This window comes from Lentzea sp. NPDC060358, assembly GCF_042725365.1.
Taxonomy (GTDB): Bacteria; Actinomycetota; Actinomycetes; order Mycobacteriales; family Pseudonocardiaceae; genus Lentzea.
Map to the genome: position 1 here is coordinate 1 of NZ_JBHXCW010000023.1, position 23,594 is coordinate 23,594.

25 protein-coding genes and 1 pseudogene are annotated in these 23,594 nt (G+C 71.4%); 13 read left to right on the plus strand and 13 right to left on the minus strand.

Going from position 1 to position 23,594, the window contains the following annotated elements:
* Window positions 1-417: pseudogene (locus ACFWGZ_RS07515) on the plus strand (hypothetical protein); the annotation flags it as partial.
* 12 nt (window positions 418-429) lie between these two features.
* Here the strand turns inward: ACFWGZ_RS07515 and ACFWGZ_RS07520 are convergent.
* Both ACFWGZ_RS07520 and ACFWGZ_RS07525 read right to left on the minus strand, forming a co-directional pair.
* Window positions 430-1,320, minus strand: coding sequence for a Gfo/Idh/MocA family protein (locus ACFWGZ_RS07520; protein WP_382450643.1), 891 nt, complete (start codon window positions 1,318-1,320; stop codon window positions 430-432).
* Window positions 1,321-1,334: 14 nt separating this feature from the next.
* Window positions 1,335-1,691: a hypothetical protein gene (locus ACFWGZ_RS07525; RefSeq protein ID WP_382450644.1), complete on the minus strand. Its 357-nt coding sequence runs from the start codon at window positions 1,689-1,691 to the stop codon at window positions 1,335-1,337.
* A 39-nt stretch (window positions 1,692-1,730) separates the two neighbouring features.
* Between ACFWGZ_RS07525 and ACFWGZ_RS07530 the strand changes: the two genes are divergently transcribed.
* From ACFWGZ_RS07530 to dnaN, 3 genes are all read left to right on the plus strand, one after another.
* Window positions 1,731-2,525 (plus strand): NUDIX hydrolase, encoded by a 795-nt coding sequence (locus ACFWGZ_RS07530; protein WP_382450645.1) that lies wholly within the window; start codon window positions 1,731-1,733, stop codon window positions 2,523-2,525.
* Complete coding sequence (locus ACFWGZ_RS07535; protein ID WP_382450646.1) at window positions 2,522-3,331, plus strand: MBL fold metallo-hydrolase; 810 nt, start codon at window positions 2,522-2,524, stop codon at window positions 3,329-3,331. The genes ACFWGZ_RS07530 and ACFWGZ_RS07535 overlap by 4 nt, the downstream gene beginning before the upstream one ends.
* A 112-nt stretch (window positions 3,332-3,443) precedes the next feature.
* Entirely contained in the window at window positions 3,444-4,535 is a 1,092-nt protein-coding gene (dnaN, locus tag ACFWGZ_RS07540; protein WP_382450647.1) for a DNA polymerase III subunit beta, read from the plus strand.
* Window positions 4,536-4,921: 386 nt separating this feature from the next.
* On the opposite strand, the gene ACFWGZ_RS07545 is transcribed toward dnaN, so the two are convergent.
* From ACFWGZ_RS07545 to ACFWGZ_RS07555, 3 genes are all read right to left on the minus strand, one after another.
* Window positions 4,922-6,169 carry an MFS transporter gene (locus tag ACFWGZ_RS07545; RefSeq protein WP_382450648.1) on the minus strand — a complete coding sequence of 416 codons (1,248 nt, stop codon included), beginning with the start codon at window positions 6,167-6,169 and terminating at the stop codon, window positions 4,922-4,924.
* 374 nt (window positions 6,170-6,543) lie between these two features.
* Window positions 6,544-7,218 (minus strand): Crp/Fnr family transcriptional regulator, encoded by a 675-nt coding sequence (locus tag ACFWGZ_RS07550; RefSeq protein WP_030469453.1) that lies wholly within the window; start codon window positions 7,216-7,218, stop codon window positions 6,544-6,546.
* A gap of 206 nt (window positions 7,219-7,424) precedes the next feature.
* Complete coding sequence (locus ACFWGZ_RS07555) at window positions 7,425-7,664, minus strand: hypothetical protein (RefSeq protein WP_382415549.1); 240 nt, start codon at window positions 7,662-7,664, stop codon at window positions 7,425-7,427.
* Between the two features lie 136 nt (window positions 7,665-7,800).
* Between ACFWGZ_RS07555 and nth the strand changes: the two genes are divergently transcribed.
* The 4 genes from nth to ACFWGZ_RS07575 are packed head-to-tail and all read left to right on the plus strand — an operon-like array spanning window position 7,801 to window position 10,937.
* On the plus strand, window positions 7,801-8,508 hold the full coding sequence (nth, locus tag ACFWGZ_RS07560; protein ID WP_382450693.1) for an endonuclease III: 708 nt from the start codon (window positions 7,801-7,803) through the stop codon (window positions 8,506-8,508).
* Window positions 8,505-9,065, plus strand: coding sequence for a TlpA family protein disulfide reductase (locus ACFWGZ_RS07565; protein WP_382450649.1), 561 nt, complete (start codon window positions 8,505-8,507; stop codon window positions 9,063-9,065). Before nth ends, ACFWGZ_RS07565 begins: the two co-directional genes overlap by 4 nt.
* Window positions 9,062-9,736 carry an NUDIX hydrolase gene (locus ACFWGZ_RS07570; RefSeq protein WP_382450650.1) on the plus strand — a complete coding sequence of 225 codons (675 nt, stop codon included), beginning with the start codon at window positions 9,062-9,064 and terminating at the stop codon, window positions 9,734-9,736. The genes ACFWGZ_RS07565 and ACFWGZ_RS07570 overlap by 4 nt, the downstream gene beginning before the upstream one ends.
* A 13-nt stretch (window positions 9,737-9,749) precedes the next feature.
* On the plus strand, window positions 9,750-10,937 hold the full coding sequence (locus tag ACFWGZ_RS07575) for a MarP family serine protease (protein WP_382450651.1): 1,188 nt from the start codon (window positions 9,750-9,752) through the stop codon (window positions 10,935-10,937).
* Here the strand turns inward: ACFWGZ_RS07575 and ACFWGZ_RS07580 are convergent.
* Window positions 10,934-11,641, minus strand: a complete 708-nt coding sequence (locus ACFWGZ_RS07580) for a TetR/AcrR family transcriptional regulator (protein ID WP_382450652.1) — start codon at window positions 11,639-11,641, stop codon at window positions 10,934-10,936. The two genes, ACFWGZ_RS07575 and ACFWGZ_RS07580, sit on opposite strands and share 4 nt — an antisense overlap.
* A gap of 72 nt (window positions 11,642-11,713) precedes the next feature.
* Between ACFWGZ_RS07580 and ACFWGZ_RS07585 the strand changes: the two genes are divergently transcribed.
* Window positions 11,714-13,216 carry an FAD-dependent oxidoreductase gene (locus tag ACFWGZ_RS07585; protein ID WP_382450653.1) on the plus strand — a complete coding sequence of 501 codons (1,503 nt, stop codon included), beginning with the start codon at window positions 11,714-11,716 and terminating at the stop codon, window positions 13,214-13,216.
* Here ACFWGZ_RS07585 and ACFWGZ_RS07590 read toward each other — a convergent pair.
* The 4 genes from ACFWGZ_RS07590 to acs form a co-directional block, all read right to left on the minus strand.
* Complete coding sequence (locus tag ACFWGZ_RS07590) at window positions 13,188-14,105, minus strand: alpha/beta fold hydrolase (protein WP_382450694.1); 918 nt, start codon at window positions 14,103-14,105, stop codon at window positions 13,188-13,190. The two genes, ACFWGZ_RS07585 and ACFWGZ_RS07590, sit on opposite strands and share 29 nt — an antisense overlap.
* Window positions 14,102-14,545 carry a phage holin family protein gene (locus ACFWGZ_RS07595; protein ID WP_382450654.1) on the minus strand — a complete coding sequence of 148 codons (444 nt, stop codon included), beginning with the start codon at window positions 14,543-14,545 and terminating at the stop codon, window positions 14,102-14,104. The genes ACFWGZ_RS07590 and ACFWGZ_RS07595 overlap by 4 nt, the downstream gene beginning before the upstream one ends.
* Complete coding sequence (gene nhaA, locus ACFWGZ_RS07600) at window positions 14,542-15,711, minus strand: Na+/H+ antiporter NhaA (RefSeq protein ID WP_382450655.1); 1,170 nt, start codon at window positions 15,709-15,711, stop codon at window positions 14,542-14,544. The genes ACFWGZ_RS07595 and nhaA overlap by 4 nt, the downstream gene beginning before the upstream one ends.
* Before the next feature lie 126 nt (window positions 15,712-15,837).
* Window positions 15,838-17,820: an acetate--CoA ligase gene (acs, locus tag ACFWGZ_RS07605; RefSeq protein WP_382450656.1), complete on the minus strand. Its 1,983-nt coding sequence runs from the start codon at window positions 17,818-17,820 to the stop codon at window positions 15,838-15,840.
* A 260-nt stretch (window positions 17,821-18,080) separates the two neighbouring features.
* Between acs and ACFWGZ_RS07610 the strand changes: the two genes are divergently transcribed.
* A complete protein-coding gene (locus ACFWGZ_RS07610) occupies window positions 18,081-18,809 on the plus strand; it encodes an oxidoreductase (RefSeq protein WP_382450657.1) in 729 nt (242 codons plus the stop codon).
* On the opposite strand, the gene kynU is transcribed toward ACFWGZ_RS07610, so the two are convergent.
* Together kynU and ACFWGZ_RS07620 are read right to left on the minus strand one after the other, a co-directional pair.
* The gene (kynU, locus tag ACFWGZ_RS07615) at window positions 18,799-19,962 is read right to left on the minus strand and encodes a kynureninase (RefSeq protein ID WP_382450658.1); all 1,164 of its coding nucleotides are present in this window, start codon (window positions 19,960-19,962) and stop codon (window positions 18,799-18,801) included. The two genes, ACFWGZ_RS07610 and kynU, sit on opposite strands and share 11 nt — an antisense overlap.
* Window positions 19,896-20,711, minus strand: a complete 816-nt coding sequence (locus tag ACFWGZ_RS07620) for a tryptophan 2,3-dioxygenase (RefSeq protein ID WP_382450659.1) — start codon at window positions 20,709-20,711, stop codon at window positions 19,896-19,898. Before ACFWGZ_RS07620 ends, kynU begins: the two co-directional genes overlap by 67 nt.
* 105 nt (window positions 20,712-20,816) lie before the next feature.
* Between ACFWGZ_RS07620 and ACFWGZ_RS07625 the strand changes: the two genes are divergently transcribed.
* Window positions 20,817-21,257: an Lrp/AsnC family transcriptional regulator gene (locus tag ACFWGZ_RS07625; RefSeq protein ID WP_382450660.1), complete on the plus strand. Its 441-nt coding sequence runs from the start codon at window positions 20,817-20,819 to the stop codon at window positions 21,255-21,257.
* Here the strand turns inward: ACFWGZ_RS07625 and ACFWGZ_RS07630 are convergent.
* The gene (locus tag ACFWGZ_RS07630; protein ID WP_382450661.1) at window positions 21,254-22,096 is read right to left on the minus strand and encodes a helix-turn-helix transcriptional regulator; all 843 of its coding nucleotides are present in this window, start codon (window positions 22,094-22,096) and stop codon (window positions 21,254-21,256) included. The two genes, ACFWGZ_RS07625 and ACFWGZ_RS07630, sit on opposite strands and share 4 nt — an antisense overlap.
* 103 nt (window positions 22,097-22,199) lie before the next feature.
* Between ACFWGZ_RS07630 and ACFWGZ_RS07635 the strand changes: the two genes are divergently transcribed.
* Window positions 22,200-23,096 carry an SDR family NAD(P)-dependent oxidoreductase gene (locus tag ACFWGZ_RS07635; RefSeq protein WP_382450662.1) on the plus strand — a complete coding sequence of 299 codons (897 nt, stop codon included), beginning with the start codon at window positions 22,200-22,202 and terminating at the stop codon, window positions 23,094-23,096.
* Window positions 23,097-23,149: 53 nt separating this feature from the next.
* Entirely contained in the window at window positions 23,150-23,584 is a 435-nt protein-coding gene (locus tag ACFWGZ_RS07640; RefSeq protein ID WP_382450663.1) for an RrF2 family transcriptional regulator, read from the plus strand.
* Window positions 23,585-23,594 lie beyond the last annotated feature (10 nt).

Here is a 23,594-nt window from a genome sequence, read left to right on the forward strand (position 1 = left end):
CGTCGCAGCAGAACAACCGCGCTGGAGGGGTCGCAGCCCTTTCCGCCCAAGCCCGTGAAGCGCATCCCGAAGGCGGCCGCGGAACCCGTCGCCGTCCCCGAACCGGAGCCGGAAGCGGAGGCGGAGGTCTTCCCCCTCCCCGAACCGACCCCGATCAACCGGGCCGAGGTGACCACCGAGATCCGCGGCGACGAGCTGGCCGCGCTGCAGGCCGCGCTGGCCGAGGCGCCCGCCGAACCGTCCTCGGTGGACGCGAACCTCAGCGAACGGGAACGCGCCCTGCTGCAACAGCTCCACGAGGAGCTGGCGCAGCGCGAGCAGATCGGGTCGAAGACGGCCGACAGCGGCCGCTGGCAGCTCGACCGCTCGTCGCGGCCGGCGTTCGGCGCCTCGAACAACGGGCACCAGACGCCGTAGCCGGTTCGTCGATCAGGCCCCGGCCCTGCGCCGGGCCAGGTCGATGATCCGCTGCAGGTGCAGTCCGCGCCGCACGTCGCACTCGTGGGTCGTGGTGCCGCTGTGCACCATGGCCACGAAGTCGTCGAGCAGGTTCGTGAAGCACTCCAGGGCCGGGGTGTCCCGGTTCGTCAGCGTGCGCGCGCCGTGCGTGCCGAAGACCGTGAAGTCCGCGAACGGCGGCTGCAACGGCAACGACAGGCACAGCGACGCCGTGCTCGTGGCGCCGCCCTCGTGCTGCAGGATCAGCTGCCACAGCCCCGTGTCCGTCACGTTCGCGGCGAGCACGTCGGTGATCTCGCCCAGCGCCGCGTCGAGCAGGTCGAACGCGTGCGGTCCGACGTCGTCGAGCGCGCCCTTGTCGTGCCGCCACGGCGAGTTCGAGAACGGGCCGTCGAGCAGCGCGCCGGAGATCCAGCGGCTGTCGGCGCCGGTCCAGCCGCCCGTGCGGTGCAGCTGGGCCAGCATCTCCTTGGTCTCCGGGGCGTAGCGGCGGGTCAGCACGACCAGCGACGCCACGCCCGCGGCCTCGACGGCGTCGACGAGCTCCTGCGCCACCTCGACCGTCTCGGCGACCGGCTTCTCCAGCACCAGGTGCTTGCCCGCCCGCGCCGCCTCGATCGCCATCGGGCCCTGCACGCCCGGCGGCACGCAGAACGCGACGGCGTCCACAGTGGACAACATCGCCGCGTAGTCCGCGAACGGTTCGGCGCCGTGGGCGTGCGCGAGCTCCTGCGCCGCCTCCGGCCGCCGGGCCCACACACCGGTCAGCGCGGTGCCGGGGTGGTTCGCGATGCCGGGGGCGTGGACCATCTCCGCCCACGGGCCCGCGCCGACGAGTCCTACGCGCAACTGTTCGTCCACTCGCCCATCCTGCCTCAGGAGTAGCTGGCCTTGGGCACGAAGATCTCACCGCCGTTGTCGAACTTCAGGCGGAGGCCATCGCCGGTCGTCTCGCGTTCGGGGTCGTGCTCCCAGCCGGTGGGAACGGTCACCACGTGGCCGTGGTCCGGCGCGGAGCCGAGCCAGATCTCGTAGTGGGTGCCGCCGACCAGCTGCTCGACCTTCTTCACGTACACGCCGGGAGACGTGGACGTCGGGTCGACGCTGATCACGGTCGTGCGGTCCGGCACGAACATCACCACGCCCGCCACCGCGGTCAGGCCTGTGCCCATCACCGCTCCGAGCAGGAACAGCAGGATCTTCACCAGGCAGCCGGAGACGTTCGTCGCCATCACACCATCCTCGAGTCAGCGCGGTCGTACGCTCGCAGGATGCCCGACGACATGACCTTGCCGGGAAACCTGGTCCCCACCAGGCCGGCCGCCCAGCCCGTCGAACCCCGCGACGCCGTCACCGTCGTGCTGCTGCGGGACGGGGCCGAAGGCGTGGAGGCGTTCCTGCTGCGCCGGGTGAAGGGCATGGCGTTCGCGGGCGGCATGACCGTGTTCCCCGGCGGTGGCGTCGATCCGCGCGACGCGGACACGTCCGTCGCGTGGACCGGGCCGTCGCCGCAGTGGTGGGGGTCGGTGTTCGGAGTCGACCCGCTGACGGCGCGGGCGTTCGTGTGCGCGGCGGTGCGGGAGACGTTCGAGGAGTCGGGCGTGCTGCTCGCCGGGCCGGACCCGGCGTCGGTCGTCGCGGACACCTCGGCGTACGCGGGCGCGCGGCAGAAGCTGGTGGACCGGGAGCTCTCGCTGGCGCAGTTCCTGGCGTCCGAGGGGCTCGTGCTGCGCGCGGACCTGTTGCGGCCGTGGGCGAACTGGGTGACCCCGCTCGAGGAACCGCGCCGGTACGACACGCGCTTCTTCGTCGCCGCGCTGCCGTCCGGGCAACGTGCGGACGGCGAGACGACCGAGGCGTCGGAGGCGTCGTGGCAGACGCCCGCCTCGGCCGTGCGGGACGTGGCGGAGGGTCGTCGCATGCTCATGCCGCCGACCTGGCGCACGCTCGACGAGGTGGGCGCGCTCGGCAGCGTCGAGAAGGTGATGGCGCAGGAGCGCAGCGTCGAGAAGATCATCCCCAAGCTGATCCGCGACGGCGACGTGATCCGGGTGGTGCTGCCGTGAGCGGGTCGCCGCTGATCGGCGCCCGCGCCGCGCACCCGTTGTACGGGCAGCTGCGCCAGGTCACGCCGCACGCCGCCGTGCTGCTGGCGGACAACCCGTCGCCGATGACGCTCGACGGCACGAACACGTGGCTGCTGAAGGCCCCGGACGCGTCGTCGTACGTCGTGGTCGACCCCGGGCCGCTGGACCCGGCGCACCTGGAGCGGATCGCGTCGGTCGGGCCGGTCTCGGAGATCCTGCTGACGCACGGCCATCCCGACCACTCCGAGGGCGCGCGCTCGTTCGGTGAGCTGGTGGGTGCGCCCGTGCGCGCGCTGGACCCGACGCTGACGTTCGGCTCCGAGGGCTTGGCGGACGGCGACGTGGTCACGAGCTCGGGCCTGGAACTGCGCGTGCTGGGCACGCCCGGCCACACCAGCGACTCGCTGTGCTTCGTGCTCGACGGCGAGGCGGTGCTGACCGGCGACACGGTGCTGGGCCGCGGCACGACGATCGTGGCGCACCCGGACGGCAAGCTCGGCGAGTACTTCGAGTCGTTGCGGCTCCTGGCCGAGCTGCCTCCCGACACCGCCGTGCTGCCCGGTCACGGCCCGGAGCTCGCGGACGCGGGCGAGGCCGCGCGCAGGTACCTCGCGCACCGCACCCAGCGGCTGGAACAGGTCCGTGCCGCCGTCGCCTCCCTCGGCGGGTCGCCTTCGCCGCGCCAGGTCGTCGAGGTCGTGTACGCCGACGTCGACCGCGTGCTGTGGCCGGCCGCGGAGTGGTCCGTGCGGGCCCAGCTGGAGCACCTGCGCGCAGGGGGATGACACCGCCACCGAATGAGACAGCGCGCTTCCGCGGCGTGGTGAAGACCGCTAGCGTTCTCCAGTCGCTCAGGGCACCCGGAATTGTCAGGGGTCCCCGCTAACGTCCAGAACCATGGACCTCACCGCCACGACAGCAGAGCTCGCCGGTGCCGCCGCAGAGGTGGCGCGACTGCTGCCGACCCGTGTGCTCGACCCGGTGCTCGCCGGGCTCCGCCTGACAGCAGGGCAGGACGTCGAGATCGCGGGCAGCGACCAGGAGCACGGCGTGCGCCTGTCCGTCAACGCGGTCGTCCACACCGAAGGGGAGGTGCTCGTGCCCGCCAAGCCGCTGGCCGCCACCCTCCAGGCGCTGGACGACCCGATGGTGAGGCTCAAGGTGGAGGGCCAGCGCCTGGCCGTCCGCACCCCGACGTCGAGGTTCGCGCTGCCGCTGCTCTCGCTCGCCGACCACCCCGGCGTTCCCGGGCTGCCGCCCCTGCGTGGCCACGTCGACGCGGCGAACCTCCGCGCGGTCGCCGCGGTGGCCGGCGCCGCCTCGAAGGACGACGCGCTGCCGATCTTCACCGGCGTCCGCATCCAGTCCGACGCCGAGAAGCTGCACGTGATCGCGACCGACCGCTACCGCATGGCGTACGCCACATCCCCGTGGGAACAAGCGGGCGAGCTGGACCTGTTGGTACCTGCGAAGCCCTTCGTGGAAGCCGCACGCCAGGCCACCGGCCGGGTGGCGCTCCACGCGGACGCCGACCGCATCGCCCTCGCCTGGGGCGGCAACTCGATCTCCACCGCACTCTTGGCCGCTCCGTTCCCGGACGACCGGGCGCGCCGACTCCTGGAGGCAGTCATCGACAGCACCGTGCTGGTGGACGCGGACTCGCTCGCGCGCGCCGTCCGCAGAGCCACGCCCTACGGCGGCCCGCACCAGGCCGTCACCATCCAGGTCGAGGACGCGGAGATCCGCGTGAAGGGCAGCGACCCGCAGCAGGGCGAGTCCGAGGAGTTCGTGAAGGCGGACGTCGAGGGCGACCACCTGACCAAGACCTTCCAGGCCCGCTACCTGGCCGACGCCCTGAAGGCCTTCGCAGGCCGCCGGATCGAGCTGAAGATCCAGGACGGCCTCCGCTCGACGGTGCTGACGTCGACGCCGGGCGAGGACGGGGTGGAACTCACCTACCTCGTGGTGCCGATGCGCTCGGTGGCTTAGAACTCCTGAGCCGGCCAGGCTTTCGGCCGGGCTTTGGTCGTCTCACCGCGGGGGGAGCGGGGGTGCGACCGGTGGGCTGGGATGGGTCGAGGGCTGGTGTCAGGTCGAGCTGGCACCGGCCGCTGTCAGCGGGTGCCGGTTGAGCTGGCCTCTGGTCGAGAGGCCCCGGCTGCCGCGAACTTGGCTGCCTCGCGATCCTGCAGGCGCGCCGGCCGCAGCGGACCGGGTCGCCCGAGGGGTGGTGCCGCATCGTGCTGACACCAGCTGCCACCAGCGGGTCCGCAAGCGCGCCGACAACAGCGAACCGGATCGCTCCGACGCCGCTGGCGCCAGGCGCCCTGACACCAGCCGCGCCGGCACGGCACCACCGGCACACCACCGCCGGCTCAGCGAGCCGCCAGGTCCAGCTCCGACTTCGCCGGCACCTCCGCCGGCACCCCGCGCCGCACGGTTCCGCGCAGCAGCCACACCGCCAGCGCGATCAGCAGACCCGCCACCCCGGACGCGATGAACGCGGGCCGCGTCCCGAAGTGCTCGATCAGCTGGCCCGAGAGGCCCTGCCCGATGGCGAGGCCGACGGTCACCGAGGTGATCACCCAGCCGAACGCCTCCGCGGCCATGCCGTTGGGCGTGACCTGCTCGATCGCCGCGGAGTGCGCGGTCGACTGCGGCGTGATCAGCGTGCCCACCAGGAACAGCGCCACGGCGAGGCCGACCAGCGTGGCGGGGACGGCCAGCAGGAACGCGAGCAGGGCGAAGCCGCCCAGCAGGACCGGCAGGCGCAGGTGCATGGGGCGCGGCCACGGGCGCATGCCGTAGAGCACGCCGAAGATCACCGAGCTGATCGACCACAGCGACAGCATCAGGCCGCCCATCGAGGCCTGGCCCGCGGCCTTCGCGAACGCCGGCACGGCCACCTCGACGAAGCCGATCGTCACGCCGAAGCCGAGCGCGGCCAGCGCCACCGTGCGCATGCCGGGGTAGGCGAACGCGCCCAGCAGCGGGCGGTGCGTGACCTCGGCGGCGCCCCAGGCGCGGACCACCGGGTTCAGGGCGAACCACAGCGCGCCCACGACCATCAGCACCGCGCCGACCACGACGCCGGTGCCGGCCCACGGCGCCGCCAGCAGCAGGCCCGCGAGGCCGGGGCCGAGGATGAAGAAGACCTCCATGCTGATGGCCTCGTAGGCGTAGGCCGCCATCCGGGTCGGGCCGGTCGGCACCATGCGCTCCCACAGCGCGCGCGACGCCGAGCCCACCATCGGTTCCGCCGCGCCGACGCCGAGAGCCAGCGGGACCAGCACGAACACCGGGAAGCCCGCCTCGACGGCGAGCACCGAGACGGTGACGAAGAAGGAGAACAGCGCCGTCGTGACGATCAGCGGGCGGGTGGGACCGAAGCGGTCCATCAGCCTGCCCTGGACGACGGAGCCGAGCGCGACGCCCACCAGTGCCGCCGCCGAGACCATGCCGGCGACCGCGAACGACCCCGTCGCGCGCTCGACGTAGAGCAGCAGCGAGAGCCCGACCATCGCGATGGGCAGGCGGGCGAGCAGCGACGCGACCACGGGGCCGCGCATGCCGGGGGTCGTCAGGGCAGCGCGGTAGTCGGACAGGCGGGCAGAGTGGGACATGTGTACCAGTATGCCAAACGTGGTACGCATGTACCAGATCGGGTGCGCGGTGTCACGATGGTGACGATCGGGTCACGAGAATGGGATGACCGGGTGAAACATGCAACGAATCGGCCACACCTGGGGTCCTTGAGGGTGAAAGGGCTTGAGTGGTCGGGGTTGCGACGTGCGAAAGTTGACTCGTCGACCGAGACATCTCGGGCTCGGCCGGCTGAAGTCCAACCTCTGGCTCGAGGGTCGGGGCCTGCACGCCAGAGGGCTGGGAAGCACGGTTCGTCGGGGGATGGGCCGTGCAACGCAAAGGACCGGTGCGCCACGTCGGGGGTGGCGCCCGGTCCTTTGTGTTCGGCGGCCGACGGCCACCGGTGGTGCTTCTAGCGGGCGCGGCGCGCGAGGCGCTCCGGGTCCAGGATCAGCACGCTCTTGCCCTCGAGCCGCAGCCAGCCGCGGTGCGCGAAGTCGGCGAGCGCCTTGTTCACGGTCTCGCGGGACGCGCCGACGAATTGCGCGATCTCCTCCTGCGTCAGGTCGTGCGTGACGCGGAGCAGACCGGCCTCCTGCGAGCCGAAGCGCTGCGCGAGCTGCAGCAACGCCTTGGCGACGCGGCCGGGCACGTCCGTGAAGATCAGGTCGGCCAGCATCGAGTTCGTCCGGCGCAGCCTGCGGGCCAACGCGCGGAGCAGCTGCTCGGCGATCTCCGGCCGGTTGGTGATCCACTGGCGCAGCGCGGGGCGGTCCATGGACACCGCGCGCACCTCGGTCACCGTCGTCGCGGTGGACGTGCGGGGGCCGGGATCGAAAATGGACAGTTCGCCGAACATGTCGGAGGGCCCGAAGATCCCCAACAGGTTCTCGCGGCCGTCCGGCGACTTGCGGCCGATCTTCACCTTGCCGGACTGGATGATGTACAGGCGGTCGCCCGGCTCACCCTCCGCGAAGATCACGTGGCCACGCGGGAACTCCACCGTCTCCAGGGTCTGCGCCAGCGCCTCCGCTGCCGCCGGGTCAACCCCTTGGAAGATGCCCGCTCGCGCCAGGGTCTCGTCCACCTCGTCCCTCCTAATCGACGCGACGGCACGCCTACCACCATCTTTGGTGGAGTCAGCGCCGTGCCGCCGATCACTGCGTTGCAGTCTAAGGGCTCTCTTGTGGATCGCCTCCCGGCTCGCCGTCTCAAAGGGAACAACGAGACTGATTCGATCCAGAGCCCAACGAACCAGTCTACGCCATTCGGGTGTGTGTCAGCGCGGGCCGGTCACCTGACGCGCTTGCGCGGGGTGCCGCGGCCTCGGCGACGGAGGCGGAACATGTCGAGTGCGCGACCGATGCCGTGTCCGTAGAGCGCCTTGACCTCTTCGGGCCTGGCGGACTCCAGGAACTCCTCGACCTCGTTCTCCTGCACGGCAACGTGCCGGAGCTTCGCTTCCACGCGCTCCATGAAGAGCGCGAAGAACATGATCACGATCGGAACGACGATCACAAGCCAGGCAGTCATGATGCTCCGCAGTGTGGCGCATGAGGGATTCGAGTACGGATCTAGGGGTCGGTTCCGGCGTGTTGACTACGCTGGATCAGTGCCCGCAACCAAGAAGCCGGAAACCAAGCTAGGCCTGACCCGCAGGGCCCGCCGGATGGTGCGCGTGCTGGCCGAGGGATACCCCGACGCGCACTGCGAGCTGGACTTCACCACGCCGCTGGAGCTCGTCGTGGCGGTCGTCCTCTCCGCGCAGTGCACCGACAAGAAGGTCAACGAGGTCACTCCCGCTCTCTTCGCCAAGTACCCCACGGCCGCCGACTACGCCGGCGCCGACAGGACCGAGCTCGAGGAGATGATCCGCCCCACCGGCTTCTACCGGAACAAGGCGACCTCCCTGCTGGGCCTCGGCGCTGCTCTCGTGGAGCAGTACGACGGCGTGGTCCCCGGCACTCTCGAGGAGCTGGTCAAGCTCCCCGGTGTAGGACGCAAGACCGCCAACGTGGTTCTCGGCAACGCGTTCGATGTGCCCGGCATCACAGTGGACACCCACTTCGGCCGGCTCGTCCGCCGCTGGGGCTGGACCGACCTCGAGGACGCCGTCAAGGTCGAGCACGCGATCGGCGAGCTGATCGAGAAGCGCGACTGGACGATGGCCTCGCACTGGATCATCTTCCACGGCCGCCGCGTCTGCCACGCCAAGACGCCCGCGTGCGGGGCCTGCCTGCTGATGAAGGACTGCCCGTCCTACGGCCTGGGGCCCGAGGACCCGGACAAGGCGGCCAAGCTCGTGAAGGGCGACGAGAAGCCGCACCTGCTCGAGCTCGCCGACCGGGTGCGGGCCGGTGAGAAACTGGTGGGGTGAACAACCGCACGCGCTGGCTCGTCGTCGTGCTCGTCCTCGGCGTGGCGGGTGTCGTGGCGCTGTGGCCCCGTGACGAGGGCCCGCCACCACCCGCGCCCACCCGGCAGACGCAGGACGTGGCCGCGCTGCGCTCGCAGGCCCAGCTCCGGGCCTGCGAACCGGCTGGTGAGGGCGGTGTCGGCGTCACGTGCCTCGGCGACGGCACCCGGACGGCCCTCGCGCTCCGAGGGCCGGTCCTGATCAACTTCTGGGCGACCTGGTGCCAGCCGTGCCAGAAGGAGCTGCCCGTCCTGGACGCCTACGCGAAGCAACCCGGTGCCGTCCCGGTCGTCCCAGTTCTCGTGGAGAGCACGGAGGCGGACGGCCTGGAGCTGCTCGCGCGGCTCGGCGTGCGGCTGCCCTCGGTCCACGACGGGGCCGACGAACTGCGCAAGCGGGTCAAGGCGCCGAACACGCTCCCCGCCACGTATTACGTGACAGCGGACGGTCAGGTCCGGCAGATCACGGACCCGCCGTTGTTCACGGCGCCCGAGCAGGTGGAGAAGGCGGTTCGATGACGGAGGCAGCCGAGACGGAGGCCGTCCAGCCACCCGACTGGATGCAGCGCCTGGCCAAGGCCACCGAGCAGATCGACGCGAAGACGTTCATGCGCGACCCCCGCACGCCGACGCGCTCCTACCGGGCCGCGGCCGTGCTGATGCTCTTCGGCGAGTCGGAGGAGCACGGGCCGGACGTGCTGCTGCTGCGCCGGTCGGACACGCTCGGCTCGCACCCCGGCCAGGTCGCGTTCCCCGGCGGGGCGTCCGACCCGGACGACGACGGGCCCGTGGCCACCGCATTACGCGAGGCTTACGAGGAGACCGGTGTACTTGGGACAGGAGTGAGACCGCTCGCCCTGCTGCCGGAGCTGTACGTGCCGGTGTCCGGGTTCGTGGTCACGCCCGTGCTCGCCTACTGGGAACAGCCGAGCCCCGTCGCACCCGTCGACCCGGCGGAGACCGCCGCCGTCGCGCGCGTGCCCGTGGCACACCTCGCGGACCCCGCCAACAGGTTCCGCGTGCGCCATCCCGCGGGTTACGTCAGCGCGGCGTTCTCCGCGCCGGGCATGCTGGTGTGGGGCTTCACCGCGGGGTTGATCAACGGCCTGATCGCACTCGGCGGCTGGGAACAGCCGTGGGATGCGACCGATGTGCGCGATCTTGAACTAGCGTTGCGCGCTACACAGTGAGGCGGAGGTTGGGTTGAACTGGGTTGACCTGCTCGTGCTGGGCCTGGCCGCGATAGCCGCGGTGTCCGGGGCCAGGCAGGGCATGGTCGTCGCGCTGCCCGCCTTCGTCGGTGTGCTCGTCGGCCTCATCCTCGGCACGCAGATCGCTCCGCTGCTGGTGTCCCAGTTCGAGAACGTCGTCACCAAGGTCGTGTTCGCGGTCGGCATCGTGGTGCTGCTCGTGGCGCTGGGCGAGACGATCGGCGTCTACATCGGCCGGACGATCAAGGCGCGCGTCAACGCGTCGCCGTTGCGCGGCGCGGACAACGCCCTGGGCGCGATCGTGCAGGGCCTGGTCGTGTTCGTGGTGGCGTGGATGATCGCGCTGCCGCTCACCTCGGTCGTCGGCCTGCCGGACCTCACGTCGTCGCTCAAGCAGTCGGTCATCCTCGGCAAGGTCGACCAGACCATGCCGCAGGCCGCCCGCGTGCTGTCGGGCGACCTGCAGAAGCTCTTCGACGTCTCGGGCTTCCCGCAGGCGATGGACCCGTTCAACCGGACGCCGCTCAAGGAGGTCGAGCCGCCGGACGGCCAGCTCGCGAACTCGCCCGTGGCGAACCGGCTGAAGGCGAGCGTGCTCAAGGTCCGCGGCCGGGCGCCGTCGTGCTCGCGCGCCCTGGAGGGCACCGGGTTCGTCATCGCGCCGGAACGCGTCATGACCAACGCCCACGTCGTCGCCGGCACCAACGAGGTGACGGTCGAGGTCGGCCGCGGCCAGTTCGACGCCACCGTCGTCTCCTACGACCCGCGCACGGACATCGCCGTGCTCGCGGTGCCGGACCTGGAGGCCACGCCGCTGCAGTTCCGCTCCGACGAGGTGCAGCCGGGCGAGGACGGCATCGTGCTCGGCTACCCGCTCGACGGCCCGTACAAGGCCTCGCCGGCCCGCGTCCGCGAGCGGATCCCGCTGCTGCGCGGCCCGGACATCTACGACGCCCAGACCGTGACGCGCGACGTCTACACGGTGCGTGCCGAGGTCCGCTCCGGCAACTCCGGCGGCCCGCTGGTCGACCCGAACGGCCGCGTCATGGGCGTGGTCTTCGGTGCCGCGGTCGACGACCCGGAGACCGGCTTCGTGCTCACGTCCCAGCAGGTGCAGTCGATGGTGCAGAAGGCGCCGTCGCTGACCCGCCGGGCGTCGACCCAGGGGTGCGCCAGCTAGAGGTCGTGCCTGGTGGCGATGCCGTCGAGCACGTAGCCCAGACCGGTGTCGAACCGCGCTGACGCCTTCGTCTGCTCGGCTTCGTACATGACCCTGGCGAGCATCGGGAACTTCCCGGTGTCCAGCATCCGCTGCATGTACGGGCCGGACGCCGCCTGCCACTGCTCCTCGGTCAGGCCGCTGGACCGCTCCTCGCGGGCCTCGGTGATCTCGTTGCGGACGGCGCCGTGCACGAACGCCATCACCGCGCCGACCGCGCCGAGCACGTCGTCGACGGCGGGGAACTCCGGCAGGCCGGCGAGGGTCGTCAGGGTCGCCTCGATGTGCGCGAGCGAGTTCGGGCCGCGGTGGGGGCGGCCGCCGAGCAGGTCGACGAACCACGGGTGCCGCCGCGCCGCCGCGCGCATGCCGTGGGCGATCTCCGTCAGGCCCGCGCGCCACCCGGCGCCCGGCTCCGGCAGCGCGATCTCGCCGTAGACCGCGTCGACCATGAGGTCGAGCAGCTCGTCTTTCGTCTCGATGTAGCCGTAGAGGCGCATGGGCCCGGCGCCGAGCGCCGCGGCGACCTTGCGCAACGACACCTCGTCGAGCCCGCCCTCGTCGGCGAGCCCGATCGCGGCGGCCACGATCGAGTCCCTGCTCAACGGGGTCGGCGACGGCTTGCTGGGCGGCTCTGGGCGGTCCCACACGAGTTCGTTCGACATCGGACTGGACAATACAGCGTCTGTGCGCGATACAGTGTATCGAGCGATACGCCGTATCGAGAGGGGACGGACATGAAGGCAACGGACGTGAAGACCTCGGTGTTGGTCGTGGGTGGCGGACTGGCGGGGACGTCGGCCGCGCTGTTCCTGGCGTGGCGCGGGGTGGACGTGGTGCTCGTCGAGAAGCATCCGGGCAGCTCACCGCACCCGCGGGCGGTCGGGTTCAACGCGCGGGTGGGCGAGCTGCTGCGCGCGGTCGGGCTGGAGGACGAGCTGCCGGAGAGCAGGATGTCCCGGGGCTTCGGCGTGCGCCGGGTCCGGGCCGAGAGCCTGGTCGGCGAGAAGTACGACGAGACGTTCTGGACGCCGCCCGCCGAGCTCTCCGACGTCGAGTACTCGCCGGTCAGGGGCGTCGGCGTGGCGCAGGACCGGATGGAGCCGCTGCTGCGGGACAAGGCCCGCGAGCTGGGCGCGGACATCCGCATGAGCACCCGGATGCTGGAGTTCTCGCAGGACGACGACGGCGTCACGGCGGTCGTGCAGGGCGACGGCGGTGAGCCGTACGAGATCCGGGCGGACTACCTGGTCGCGGCGGACGGCCACCGCAGCCCGGTCCGTGAGCAGCTCGGCATCACCCGCACCGGGCGCGGGTACATGCACACCTCCCGCAGCGTGCTGTTCCGCGCGGAGCTGCAGCAGTACCTGAAGGACGGGATCGGCCAGTTCGTGATCGACGACGTCGGCTTCCTGACCACCTACGGCGACGGCCGGTGGGTGCTGATGCTCGACGACGGCGAGTACGACGAGGCCGAGCTGCGGCGGAAGATCTTCCAGGCCATCGGCCGCGACGACCTCGACGTCGAGATCGTCACCACGGGCAAGTGGACGATCAGCGCGTCGGTCGCGGACCGGTTCTCCGCCGGGCGGGTCTTCCTCGCGGGCGACGCCGCGCACACCCTGCCACCGAGCCGCGGCGGGTTCGGGGCGAACGTCGGCATCGAGGACGCCCACAACCTGGCGTGGAAGCTCGCCGCGGTGCTCGCGGGCGAGTCGCGGGCGGAGCTGCTCGACACCTACGACGCGGAACGGCGGCCCGTCGCGACCCTCTGCCACCAGCAGATCTTCGCGCGCAACGACGGCCACAACCGCGACGGCGAGGCCGAGGAGGCGACGCTGTACGACAACAACGCGATGCACTTCGGCGTCCTCTACCGCTCGGCCGCCGTGCTCGGTGCGGGGGAGGACCTGCCGCCCGCCCGGCTGCCGGAGCAGTGGAACGGCCAGCCCGGCACGCGCGCCCCGCACGCCTGGATCGAGCCCAGGAAGTCCACACTGGACCTGTTCCAGCGCGGCTGGGTGCTCGTCGCCGACCACCCGCAGTGGGAGGAGGCGGCCCAGCGGGCGGGCGTCGCGTGCGAACGCGTCGAGCAGCTGGACCTGTTCGGACTGTCCGAGAAGGGCGCGTCGCTGGTCCGGCCGGACGGCTACGTCGCCTGGCGCTCCGCAGACCTGCCGGACGACCCGGCGGGCGCGCTGGAGTCGGCGTTCAGCGCGACTTCTGCAGGAACTCGGTGATCAGCCGGCTCGTGGTGTGGGGGGCTTCCTGGTTCGGGAAGTGCCCCACCTCGGGCAGGTAGCGGAACTCCGACTCCGGGCCGAGCCACTCGAGGGACCCGCGCGCCGACGACTCCAGGGTGATCGGGTCGAGGGCGCCGTGGATCTGCAGCACGGGCACCTGCATCTTCTTGTCGACGGCCTCGGTGAACCGGCGGCCGTCGCTGCGGACCTGGGAGCGCACCGCCCAGCGGTAGTACTCCATCGCGCTGTGGGCGACGCCCGGCACCGTCATCGCCTGCCGGCAGCGGCGCAGGACCTCGTCGAACTCCGGCGCCGACCGCCACTTCGGGCCGGACCACGCCGAGAGCAGCTTCGCGACCTGCACGGCGTTCTCGCCGGTCAGCCAGCGCTCGGGGTAGATCGGCAGCTGGAAGCGCAGCACGTGCGAGTTCACGCGGGGGTGGCGGCGGAACGCGCGGCGCATCGCGAGCGGGTGCGGCGCGGACAGCACCGAGATCGACGAGACCACGCGCGGGTGCAGGGCGCCGACGGTCCACGCCGTGGCGCCGCCCCACGCGCTGCCGACCAGGTGGGCGCGCTGGGCGCCGAGGGCCTTGATCAACCCCGCGACATCACCCGCGAGGGTGAAGCCGTCGTAGCCGCGCGGGGGCTTGTCCGAGTCGCCGTAGCCGCGCAGGTCGACGGCGACCGCGCGGTACCCGGCCTCCGCCAGCGCCGTCAGCTGGTGCCGCCACGACCACCAGAACTCGGGGAACCCGTGCAGCAGCAGCACGAGGGGCCCCTCGCCGAGTTCGGCGACGTGCAGGCGGATGCCGTTGGCCGAGACGTCGCGGTGCGTCCACGGCCCCGCGACCCGCACCACCGACGGATCGGGCTTGCGGCTCAGTCGGAGTCACCCTTGCGGTGGGTGAGCGCCGCGACCGTGTCCTTCGCGGCCGCGATCGACTTCTCCGGCGCCCGGATCTTGCGCACCTTGCGGTAGCCGAGGAACGCGAACAGCGCGGCGGTCACGATCATGACCCCGAAGTCCAGGAGGAACCCGGCCCACGTGGGCCAGCCGAACCACTGGGCGAACCCGAACCCGAGGAACATGAAGAAGAAGAACAGGCTGAAGCAGAGGATCGTCAGGGCGACGATGAAGAAGACGCTGCCCTTCACGCCCTTCTTGACCTCGGCCACGATCTCGCCCTTGGCGAGCTCGACCTCCGCTCTGACCAAGGTCGACACGTGCGCGGTCGCGTCGCGGACGAGGCCGCCGATCGAGGCCTCGGCGGTCGGGTCGTCTGCGGTCAGCGGAATCGACGCAATGTGTTCCCTGGTGGTCACCCGGACATCGTGCCATGCGCCCGGCTGCGGCGAATGAGCAACACCGCGGCGAGCAGCGACGAGATCGTCGAGGCGATCAGCACGGCGGCCTTGGCGGTGTCCGGATCGGCCAGCGAGAGCTCCGCGATGAGCAGGCTGACGGTGAACCCGACCCCGCCCAGCACGGCCACCGCCACGACGTCGCGCGGCCCCGCCCCGGACGGCCAGACCGCCGCCCTGAACCACACCGCGAGCGCCGACGCCCCCACGATCCCGACCACCTTGCCGACGACGAGCCCGGCGACCACGCCGAGCGCGATCTTGTCGGAGAAGAGCTTCCCGAACGCCTCGGCGCCCACCGGCACACCCGCCGCGAACAGCGCGAACACCGGCACCGCCACTCCGGCGGAGAACGGCTGCAGCCGGTGCTCCAGCCGCACGGCCGGCGCCTCCTGCTCGTATGGGTCGCGCCGCACGCGGGTCAGCAGCGCGAGCGCCACGCCCGCGATCGTGGCGTGGACGCCCGACTCGTGCATGAACCACCAGGTGGCCAGCGCGATCGGCACGTACAGCCACGGGCTGGTGATCCTCTTGTGCTGCAGGAACCAGTACAGCGCCAGCAGCAGCACGACGGCGCCCGCCGCGAGCAGGTCGAACGTCGAGGTGAACAGCACGGCGATCACGACGATCGCGCCCAGGTCGTCCACGACCGCGAGCGACAGCAGGAACACCCGGATGCTCGACGGCAGTCCGGACGCCGTGAGCGCGAGCACCCCGAGCGCGAAGGCGATGTCCGTGGCGACGGGGATGGCCCACGCCTTCTCGATGCCCGGCTGCCCCCACCCGACCGTCAACGCGATCAGCGCCGGCGCGATCATCCCGCCGACGGCCGCGATCACCGGCAGGGTCGCGGCCTTGACGGTGGACAGCTCACCGACGACGAGTTCGCGCTTGAGCTCGAGACCGGCGACGAAGAAGAAGATCGCTAGCAACCCGTCCTTGGCCCAGTCGCCGACGGACAGCGGCCCGAGGTGGAAGTCCCGCAGTCCGAAGTAGGCGGGGGACAGCGGCGAGTTCGCCCACAGCAGTGCGACAGCCGTGGCGATGAGCAGCACCGTGCCACCGACGGTCTCGGTGCGCAGGTAACGGGCGAAGTCGGCGACGACGGTCTTCTTCTTGCGCGACACAGGACTCCCAAGTCAGCAGGCATGACAAATCCGTGCCGACCAGACTTCCCGGCTCACCTCGACGTGATCCTAACGGCAACGGGCGCCCTCCGCAGAGGGCGCCCGTCACGTTCGTGCAGATCAGGCTCAGTCCTCGGACTTGCCCGACTGCAGGCCCGCGGAGATCAGGTCCATCACCGACGAGTCCGCGAGCGTCGTCACGTCGCCGACCGCGCGGTTCTCCGCCACGTCGCGCAGCAGGCGGCGCATGATCTTGCCCGAGCGCGTCTTCGGCAGCTCCGGCACGACCATGATCTGCCGCGGCTTCGCGATCGGGCCGATCTCCTTCGCCACGTGGTCGCGCAGCGCCTTGATCGCCTCGGCGCCGCCGGCGTCGTCACCCGCGCCGCCGCGCAGGATCACGAACGCCACGATGCCCTGGCCCGTCGTCTCGTCGGACGCGCCGACGACGGCGGCCTCGGCCACGGTCGGGTGCGACACGAGCGCCGACTCGACCTCGGTGGTCGAGATGCGGTGGCCGGACACGTTCATCACGTCGTCGACGCGGCCGAGCAGCCACAGGTCGCCGTCGTTGTCGTACTTCGCGCCGTCACCGGCGAAGTAGAAGCCCTGCTCCTTGAAGCGCGACCAGTACGTGTCCCTGTAGCGCTCCTCGTCGCCCCAGATGCCGCGCAGCATCGACGGCCACGGCTCGTCGAGCACCAGGTAGCCACCGCCGCCGTGCGGGACCTCGACGCCCTCGTCGTTCACGATCTTCGCGCCGATGCCGGGCAGCGGGCGCTGCGCCGAACCGGGCTTGGTCGCGACGACGCCGGGCAGCGGCGAGATCATGATCGCACCGGTCTCGGTCTGCCACCACGTGTCGACGATCGGGGCCTTGCCGCCGCCGATGTTCTCGCGGTACCAGATCCACGCCTCGGGGTTGATCGGCTCGCCGACCGACCCCAGCACGCGCAACGAGCCGAGGTCGTACTTGGCCGGGATGTCCGCGCCCCACTTCATGAAGGTGCGGATCAGCGTCGGCGCCGTGTAGTAGATGGAGACGCCGTACTTCTGCACGATCTCCCAGTGGCGCCCCTCGTCCGGGGTGTTCGGCGTGCCCTCGTAGACGACCTGCGTCACGCGGTTCGACAGCGGGCCGTAGACGATGTAGCTGTGGCCGGTGACCCAGCCGATGTCCGCGGTGCACCAGTAGACGTCGGTCTCCGGCTTGAGGTCGAAGACGTTGAAGTGCGTGTACGACGCCTGCGTGAGGTAGCCGCCGGACGTGTGCAGGATGCCCTTCGGCTTGCCCGTGGTGCCCGAGGTGTAGAGGATGAAGAGCGGGTGCTCCGAGTCGAACGCCTCGGGGGTGTGCTGGTCGGACTGCGAGTCCACCAGCTCGTGCCACCACACGTCCTTGTCGGTCCACGCGACCTCGGTGTCGGTGCGCTTGACGACGATGACCTTCTCCACCGACGGCGCGCCGGCGACGGCCTCGTCCACGGCGGGCTTGAGCGGGGCCGGGTTGCCGCGGCGGTACTGGCCGTCGGTCGTGATCACGAGCCGGGCCTCGGAGTCCTGGATGCGGGTGCGCAGCGCCTCGGCGGAGAAACCGCCGAACACGACGTTGTGCAGCGCGCCCACGCGGGCGCACGCGAGCATCGCGAAGATCGCCTCGGGCACCATCGGCATGTAGATCGCGACGCGGTCCTCGGCGCCGATCCCCAGCGACGTCAGCGCGTTCGCGGCCTTGGAGACCTCGCGCTGCAGGTCGGCGTAGGTGATGGCGCGGGAGTCACCGGGCTCGCCCTCCCAGTGGATCGCGACCTGCTCGCCGTGGCCGGACTCGACGTGGCGGTCGACGCAGTTGTAGGCGACGTTGAGCTTGCCGCCGACGAACCACTTCGCGAACGGCGCGTCCGACCAGTCGAGCACCTGGTCCCAGCTGGTGTCCCAGTGCAGCCGTTCGGCCTGCTTCGCCCAGAACGCCTCGCGGTCGGCCTTCGCCTCCTCGTACAGCGCGGGCTGTGCGTTCGCCTGTGCCGCGAACCCGTCGGAAGGCGGGAACGTCCTGCTCTCCGTGAGCAGGTTGTCCAGGGCGTTGCCCTGGCCTGGCGACTGCGTCATGGTGCGAGACCTCCTGGAAAGTCCAGACCTGTCGGGGATGCGGGTACTGACCGTAGTGCGAGCCAGTTCACTCCAACAGGTTCCTTCTCAAAAAAGGTTCAGACCAATTTTGAGGAGTTCGGTTACACGGCTGTCACTGTGTAACCCGTTTTGTCTGGTCCAGGCACGTGTGGGGCGTTGAACGGGCGCAGTTGCGCGCTCAACGGTTCACCCAGTGAGCTGGATCACCCGTTTCACCTGGTCAGGTACTCTGCGCGACCGTGACCGATCCACTCGCCCCGCTGCTGTCCCTGCCCGGCGTGGCCGATGCCGCGAACGCCGCCAAGGACGCCGTCTTCCAGGTGCACCGGCACCGGGTGAACCTGCGCGGCTGGGCCACCACGGCGGCGGAGGCGTCCGTCCGCGCGGCCCGTGCGTCGGCGGCGCTGGAGGGCGGTCCGACCGAGATCCCCTCCTCCGGCGAGGTCAGCGACCCCGTGCTGGCCGGGTCGCTGCGGGTCGCCGAGGCGTTGGGTGGTCTGGTCGCGACGTGGCAACGCGCGCCGTTGCAGGCTCTCGCGCGGTTGCACGTGCTCGCCGCCGCCGACCTGACGACCGAAGTCGGCCGCCCGCGGGTCTCCGCGGACGTGTCGCAGCGGCTCGACCTGCTCGGCTCGCTCGTCACCGGCGGGACGTCCGTGCCCGCGCCGGTGCTCGTCGCCGTCGTGCACGGCGAACTGCTCGGGCTGGCGCCGTTCGACGTCGCGAACGGCGTGGTGGCCCGTGCCGCCGCCCGCATGACGTCGATCTCCAGCGGCCTCGACCCCAAGGGCCTCGGCGTGCCGGAGGTCGCGTGCCTGCGCCGGTCCTCCGAGTACGAGGCCGCGTCCGTGGCGTTCGCGTCGGGGACCCTCGACGGCCTCGCCCAGTGGATCCTGTTCGTCTGCTCGTCGATGGAGGCGGGCGCCCGCGAGGCGAAGAGCATCGCGGACGCCGCGCTCACCGGGTGATGTCCGCCAGCGCCTCGGCGGCCGTGACCACGTCCTCGTCGGTCACGTAGAGCGGCGCGAACCCGAACCGCAGGATGTCCGGCGGCCGGTGGTCGCCGATGACGCCCCGCGCGATCAGTTCGTCCATCACGGCCCTCGCGCCGGGGCAGCGGACGGAGATCTGGTTGCCGCGGTTCTCCGGGGTGATGACCTCCAGCGCGGTCAGCTTCTCGACCTGCTCGCGGAACGACGCGGTCAACGCGAGGCCGCGCTGCCGCAGCTCGGCGAGGTCGACGTCGTCCCACACGTCCAGCGCGGCGTCGAGCGCCAGCATCGACAGGATGTCCGGCGTGCCGACCCGTGCGCGGGCGATGCCGGGATCCGGTTCGTACGACGACTTCATGCCGAACGGCTCGCGGTGCCCGTTCCAGCCCGAGAGCGGGTTCTCGAACGTCGCCTGCTTCGCCCGCGGCACGTAGATGAACGCCGGTGCGCCCGGCCCGCCGTTGAGGAACTTGTAGGTGCAGCCGACCGCGAAGTCGACCCCGAGCGCGTCCAGCTCGATCGGCAGGACGCCCGCGCTGTGGCAGAGGTCCCAGACCACCTGCGCGCCGACGGCGTGCGCCTGCTCGGTGAGCGCCTTCATGTCGTGCAGCTCGCCGGTCCGGTAGTCGACCTGGTTGAGCAGCACCACGGCGGTGTTCTCCGTGAGGTCCAAAGAGGACGGATGCGCTGCCCGGATCTCCAGTCCTGTCAACGATGCCACGGACTGCGCGATGTAGCCGTCGGTCGGGAACGTCGACTCGTCGCACACGATCTCCGCGCGGCCGGTGCCCTTCACCGCGCCCATCAACGCCTTGAAGACGTTGACCGACGTCGAGTCGCCGACGACGACCTGACCCTCCGCGGCCCCGACCAGCCGGCCGACCCGGTCGCCGACCCGTTGCGGCGTCTCCCACCAGCCCTCGCTCCACGACCGGATCAGCCGCTCGCCCCACTGGTGCGCAACGACTTCCTGCATCCGCGCGGCGACGTGCCTCGGGGGCGGGCCGAGCGAGTTGCCGTCCAGGTAGACGACGCCTTCGGGGATGTCGAACAGCTCCCGCCTCACACGTAGCTCCTCGCGGTCCACAGCTCCGGGAACACCGCACGCTGGGTGCGCTTCTCCAGCCATGCAACACCAGCGGAGCCGCCCGTGCCGACCTTCGCGCCCATCGACCGCCGGGTCGCGAGCAGGTGGTCGTAGCGCCAGCGCGCGAACTCCTCGGCGATGTCGGTCAGCGCCTCGCCCAGCTCCAGCAGGTCGCGGTCGTCGCCGCGGTAGATCGCCGCCCACACCTGCTCGACCTCGGCGGACGGCTCGTAGGCCTGCGTCAGGTCGCGGTCGAGCACCTCCTGCGGGATGGCGAAACCCCTGCGCCGCAACGCGGCCAGCACGTCGTCGTAGAGCGAGGGCTTGGACAGCGACTCCTCCAGCCGGTCGTGCATCGCGGGCACCGCGCGGTGCGGCACGAGCATCGACCGGGACTTCTCGCCGAGCAGGAACTCCATCTCGCGGTACATGCCCGACTGGAAGCCGGAGCCCTCGCCGAGCGCGTCGCGGAACGAGTTGAACTCGGTCGGCGTCATCCGCGCGATCGGCCGCCAGGCCGCGGACAGCGCCTGCAGGTGCAGGTCCGAACGCCGCAGGGTGCTCACGGCCGCGCGCAGGTCGTCGGCGCGCAGCTCGGTCTGGGCCTGCCGCCACTCGAAGCAGAGCAGGCCGAAGTACAGCTCCATCACCTGCGTGATGACCAGGAACGACATCTCGCGCGGGTCCTTGGACCACTGCTGTTGGAGGGTGTGCAGCACCGACGCGTGCACGTAGTCCTCGTACGGCGTGGTGCCACCGAAATCCAGCTTGGGGGAGACCGGGCAGCTCATGGGTAAATCGTCGCCGGAACTGCCCGCCACCTGAATGGGTGACGAAAGGCGTTCGCCCCGAACTTCTTCCGAACGCAAACCGGATCGCCGGGTAGCTTTGCGTTCATGCTGGACGACGTGGACAAGGCCCTGTTGGAGGCCCTCCAAGAGGACGCACGCCTGTCGTTCAACGAGCTCGCGCGCCGGGTCCACGTCTCCCCGCCGACGGTCGCCCAGCGGGTGCGGCGGCTGGAGAACATGGGCGCGATCACCGGCTATCGGGCCGTGGTCGACCCGACCGTCGTCGGACGTCCGGTCGTCGCGTTGGTGCGCATGAAGTGCTACGGCCCCAGGTGCATCACCGTGCACCCCCAGCTGCTCGACGACCTGCCCGAGGTGGTCGAGGTCGTGCGGCTGACCGGCGACATCTGCTCGGTGGTGAAGGTCGTCACCACGTCCATCGTGGAGCTGGAACGGCTGCTGGTCCGGCTGGCGGCGCACGGCGAGACGTCCAGCGCGATGGTGCTGTCGACGCCGATCCCGTGGCGTCCGGTGCTGCCGGGCTAGGCCATCGACTGGGTGCCGACGACGAGGGCGAGCGCCAGCCGGTCGGCGTCCTCGGTGCCCGGTTCCGCGGTGTAGACGGTGATGCGCAGCTCGTCCTGGGCGACGACCAGCGTGTCGCAGTCGAGCGTGATCAGGCCGGCGGCCGGGTGGTCGATCGTCTTGTGCCGGGCCGGTTCGGTGGCCGTGGGCGGGACCTCGGCGTTCCAGAGCCCGGCGAAGCGCTCGCTGCCGGCGAGCAGGTCGGCGACCAGCCTTCTCAGGGCGAGGTCGGCGGGGTAGCGCGAGGCCGTCAGCCGGAGGTCGGCGACGAGCCGCGCCTCGTGCTCCTCCTGGTCCTGCTGCGAGTGCATGACCCGTGTGGGCATGCGGGTGACGTTGCGCCACACGCCGTTGCGCTCCAGTCCGCTCCAGGTGGTGGTGTCGCCCATGAGGGCGTCGTACGGCGCGTTGGCGAGCACCAGCGTCCAGCTGGCGTCGTAGACGACCACCGGGGTGTGCGAGAGCCGGTCGAGCAGCCGCCGCACGCCCGGCGTGATCCGGGTCGGCACGACGTCGCGGCCGGGTGTGGCGTGCCCCGCCAGCGTGTAGAGCAGGTCCCGTTCGGCGTCGGCCAGTCGCAGGGCCCTGGCCAGCGCCTCGACCACCTGCTCCGACGGCGCGGTCGCGCGGCCCTGTTCGAGCCGGGTCAGGTAGTCGGCGGAGATGCCGGCGAGCGCGGCCAGTTCCTCGCGCCGCAACCCGGCCGCGCGCCGGCGCCGGCCGGCGGGCACCCCGGCGGCCTCCGGCGCCACCCGGTCGCGCCAGCGCCGCACCGTCCGCCCGAACTCCCACGTCTCCACGCGATCCAGTGTGCGCGGGTCCGCGGACGTTGTCCTGGGCACGTCAGTCCCAGGAAAACCGGTCGGCTGGCTGGTGCCCGGCGGGCGGCGGAGTGTCGGGGCCATGAGCGAAACGGGAACTGTGCTGATCACCGGTCCGACCCGCAACCTGGGCCGCCACGCCGCGCTGGCGATGGCCCGCCGCCCGGCCGGGCAGCGGCCCGACCTGCTGCTGCTCGGGCGCGGGGGAGCCGACCTGGCCTCGGTCGCCGGCGAGGCCCGCGCGCTGGGCGCCACCGTCCGGGAGATCAGCTGCGACCTGGCGAGCCTGGCGGAGGTCCGCGCTGCCGCCGCCACCGCCCGCGACCTGGTGGACAGCGGCGCCGTGCGGCCGTTGCGCGCGGTGGTCGCGAACGCCGGTCTGGTCTCGGCGGGACAGACCTCGGCCGACGGCTACGAGCTGACGTTCGCGGTCAACCACCTCGCCCACGCCCGGCTGATCGGCGACCTGCTCCCCGCGCTCACGGCTCCCGCGCGGATCGTGCTGATCGGGTCGAACACCTACCACCAGAACTTCTGGCGCAAGCTGCTCGGCGTGGCGCCGGCGCGGTGGGCCGACCCGGCCGAACTGGCGCGTGCGTCCGGCGAGGACGCGATGACCGCCTACTCCACCGCGAAGCTCGCGATCCTCTACTACGCCCACGAACTGCAGCGGCACGTCGGTGACGGCGTGAACGTGTCCGTGTTCGAGCCCGGCTGGATGCCCGGCACCGCGCTGGGGCGTGGCGCACCCGCGGCGGCCCGGGCCGTGAGCCGGCTGCTGGGACGGATCCCCGGGGTGTCGACGCCGCAGCGCTCGGGACCGCTGCTGGCGGCGCAGGCCCTCGACGACCGGTGGGCGCACCTGCGCGACGGCGCGTTCGTCGTGAAGACGAAGGAGACCGAGGTGCTGCCGGTGGCCCACGACCGCGCCCGCGAGCGCCGCTTGTGGGAGGCCACAGCACACCTCGTGGCTCACTGAGAGTGTCCGGGATAACACGCATCTCAGATACCAATTAAGCTAGCCTCGATCTTGTGAGGCTGACCAAGAGCACCGACATCGCACTGCGGATCGTGATGAGGCTGGCCGTCGTCGACGTCCGGACGAACCCGACCACGCGTGAGGTCGCCGACGCGATGGCCGTCCAGTACACGCACGCCGCGAAGGTCGTCGCCCGGCTCCAGCACCTCGGTGTCGTCGAGGCCAGGCGCGGCCGCGGAGGTGGGCTCGCGCTCACCGAAGCGGGCCGGTCCGGCTCGATCGGACACCTGGTGCGGGAGCTGGAAGGTAACGGAGACGTCGTCGACTGCGAAGGCGAAGTGCCGTGTCCGCTCAGTTCCGCCTGCCGGCTGCGCCGCGCGCTGCGCCAGGCCCAGGAAGCTTTCTACGCCTCGCTCGATCCGCTCAGCGTCGATGACCTCGTCGCCCAACCCACCGGACCTGTCCTGCTCAGCCTCGGGCTGAGGTGAGGAGTCGTCG

Excerpts from the sequence above, each read along its gene's own strand:
- dnaN (WP_382450647.1), top strand. The coding sequence starts at position 3,444 with ATGGACCTCACCGCCACGACAGCAGAGCTCGCCGGTGCCGCCGCAGAG.
- ACFWGZ_RS07530 (WP_382450645.1), top strand. The coding sequence starts at position 1,731 with ATGCCCGACGACATGACCTTGCCGGGAAACCTGGTCCCCACCAGGCCG.
- ACFWGZ_RS07635 (WP_382450662.1), top strand. The coding sequence starts at position 22,200 with ATGAGCGAAACGGGAACTGTGCTGATCACCGGTCCGACCCGCAACCTG.
- nth (WP_382450693.1), top strand. The coding sequence starts at position 7,801 with ATGGTGCGCGTGCTGGCCGAGGGATACCCCGACGCGCACTGCGAGCTG.
- acs (WP_382450656.1), bottom strand. The coding sequence starts at position 17,820 with ATGACGCAGTCGCCAGGCCAGGGCAACGCCCTGGACAACCTGCTCACG.
- ACFWGZ_RS07545 (WP_382450648.1), bottom strand. The coding sequence starts at position 6,169 with ATGTCCCACTCTGCCCGCCTGTCCGACTACCGCGCTGCCCTGACGACC.
- ACFWGZ_RS07570 (WP_382450650.1), top strand. The coding sequence starts at position 9,062 with ATGACGGAGGCAGCCGAGACGGAGGCCGTCCAGCCACCCGACTGGATG.
- kynU (WP_382450658.1), bottom strand. The coding sequence starts at position 19,962 with ATGGCTGGAGAAGCGCACCCAGCGTGCGGTGTTCCCGGAGCTGTGGAC.
- ACFWGZ_RS07620 (WP_382450659.1), bottom strand. The coding sequence starts at position 20,711 with ATGAGCTGCCCGGTCTCCCCCAAGCTGGATTTCGGTGGCACCACGCCG.
- ACFWGZ_RS07555 (WP_382415549.1), bottom strand. The coding sequence starts at position 7,664 with ATGACTGCCTGGCTTGTGATCGTCGTTCCGATCGTGATCATGTTCTTC.
- ACFWGZ_RS07625 (WP_382450660.1), top strand. The coding sequence starts at position 20,817 with ATGCTGGACGACGTGGACAAGGCCCTGTTGGAGGCCCTCCAAGAGGAC.
- ACFWGZ_RS07525 (WP_382450644.1), bottom strand. The coding sequence starts at position 1,691 with ATGGCGACGAACGTCTCCGGCTGCCTGGTGAAGATCCTGCTGTTCCTG.
- ACFWGZ_RS07585 (WP_382450653.1), top strand. The coding sequence starts at position 11,714 with ATGAAGGCAACGGACGTGAAGACCTCGGTGTTGGTCGTGGGTGGCGGA.
- ACFWGZ_RS07580 (WP_382450652.1), bottom strand. The coding sequence starts at position 11,641 with ATGTCGAACGAACTCGTGTGGGACCGCCCAGAGCCGCCCAGCAAGCCG.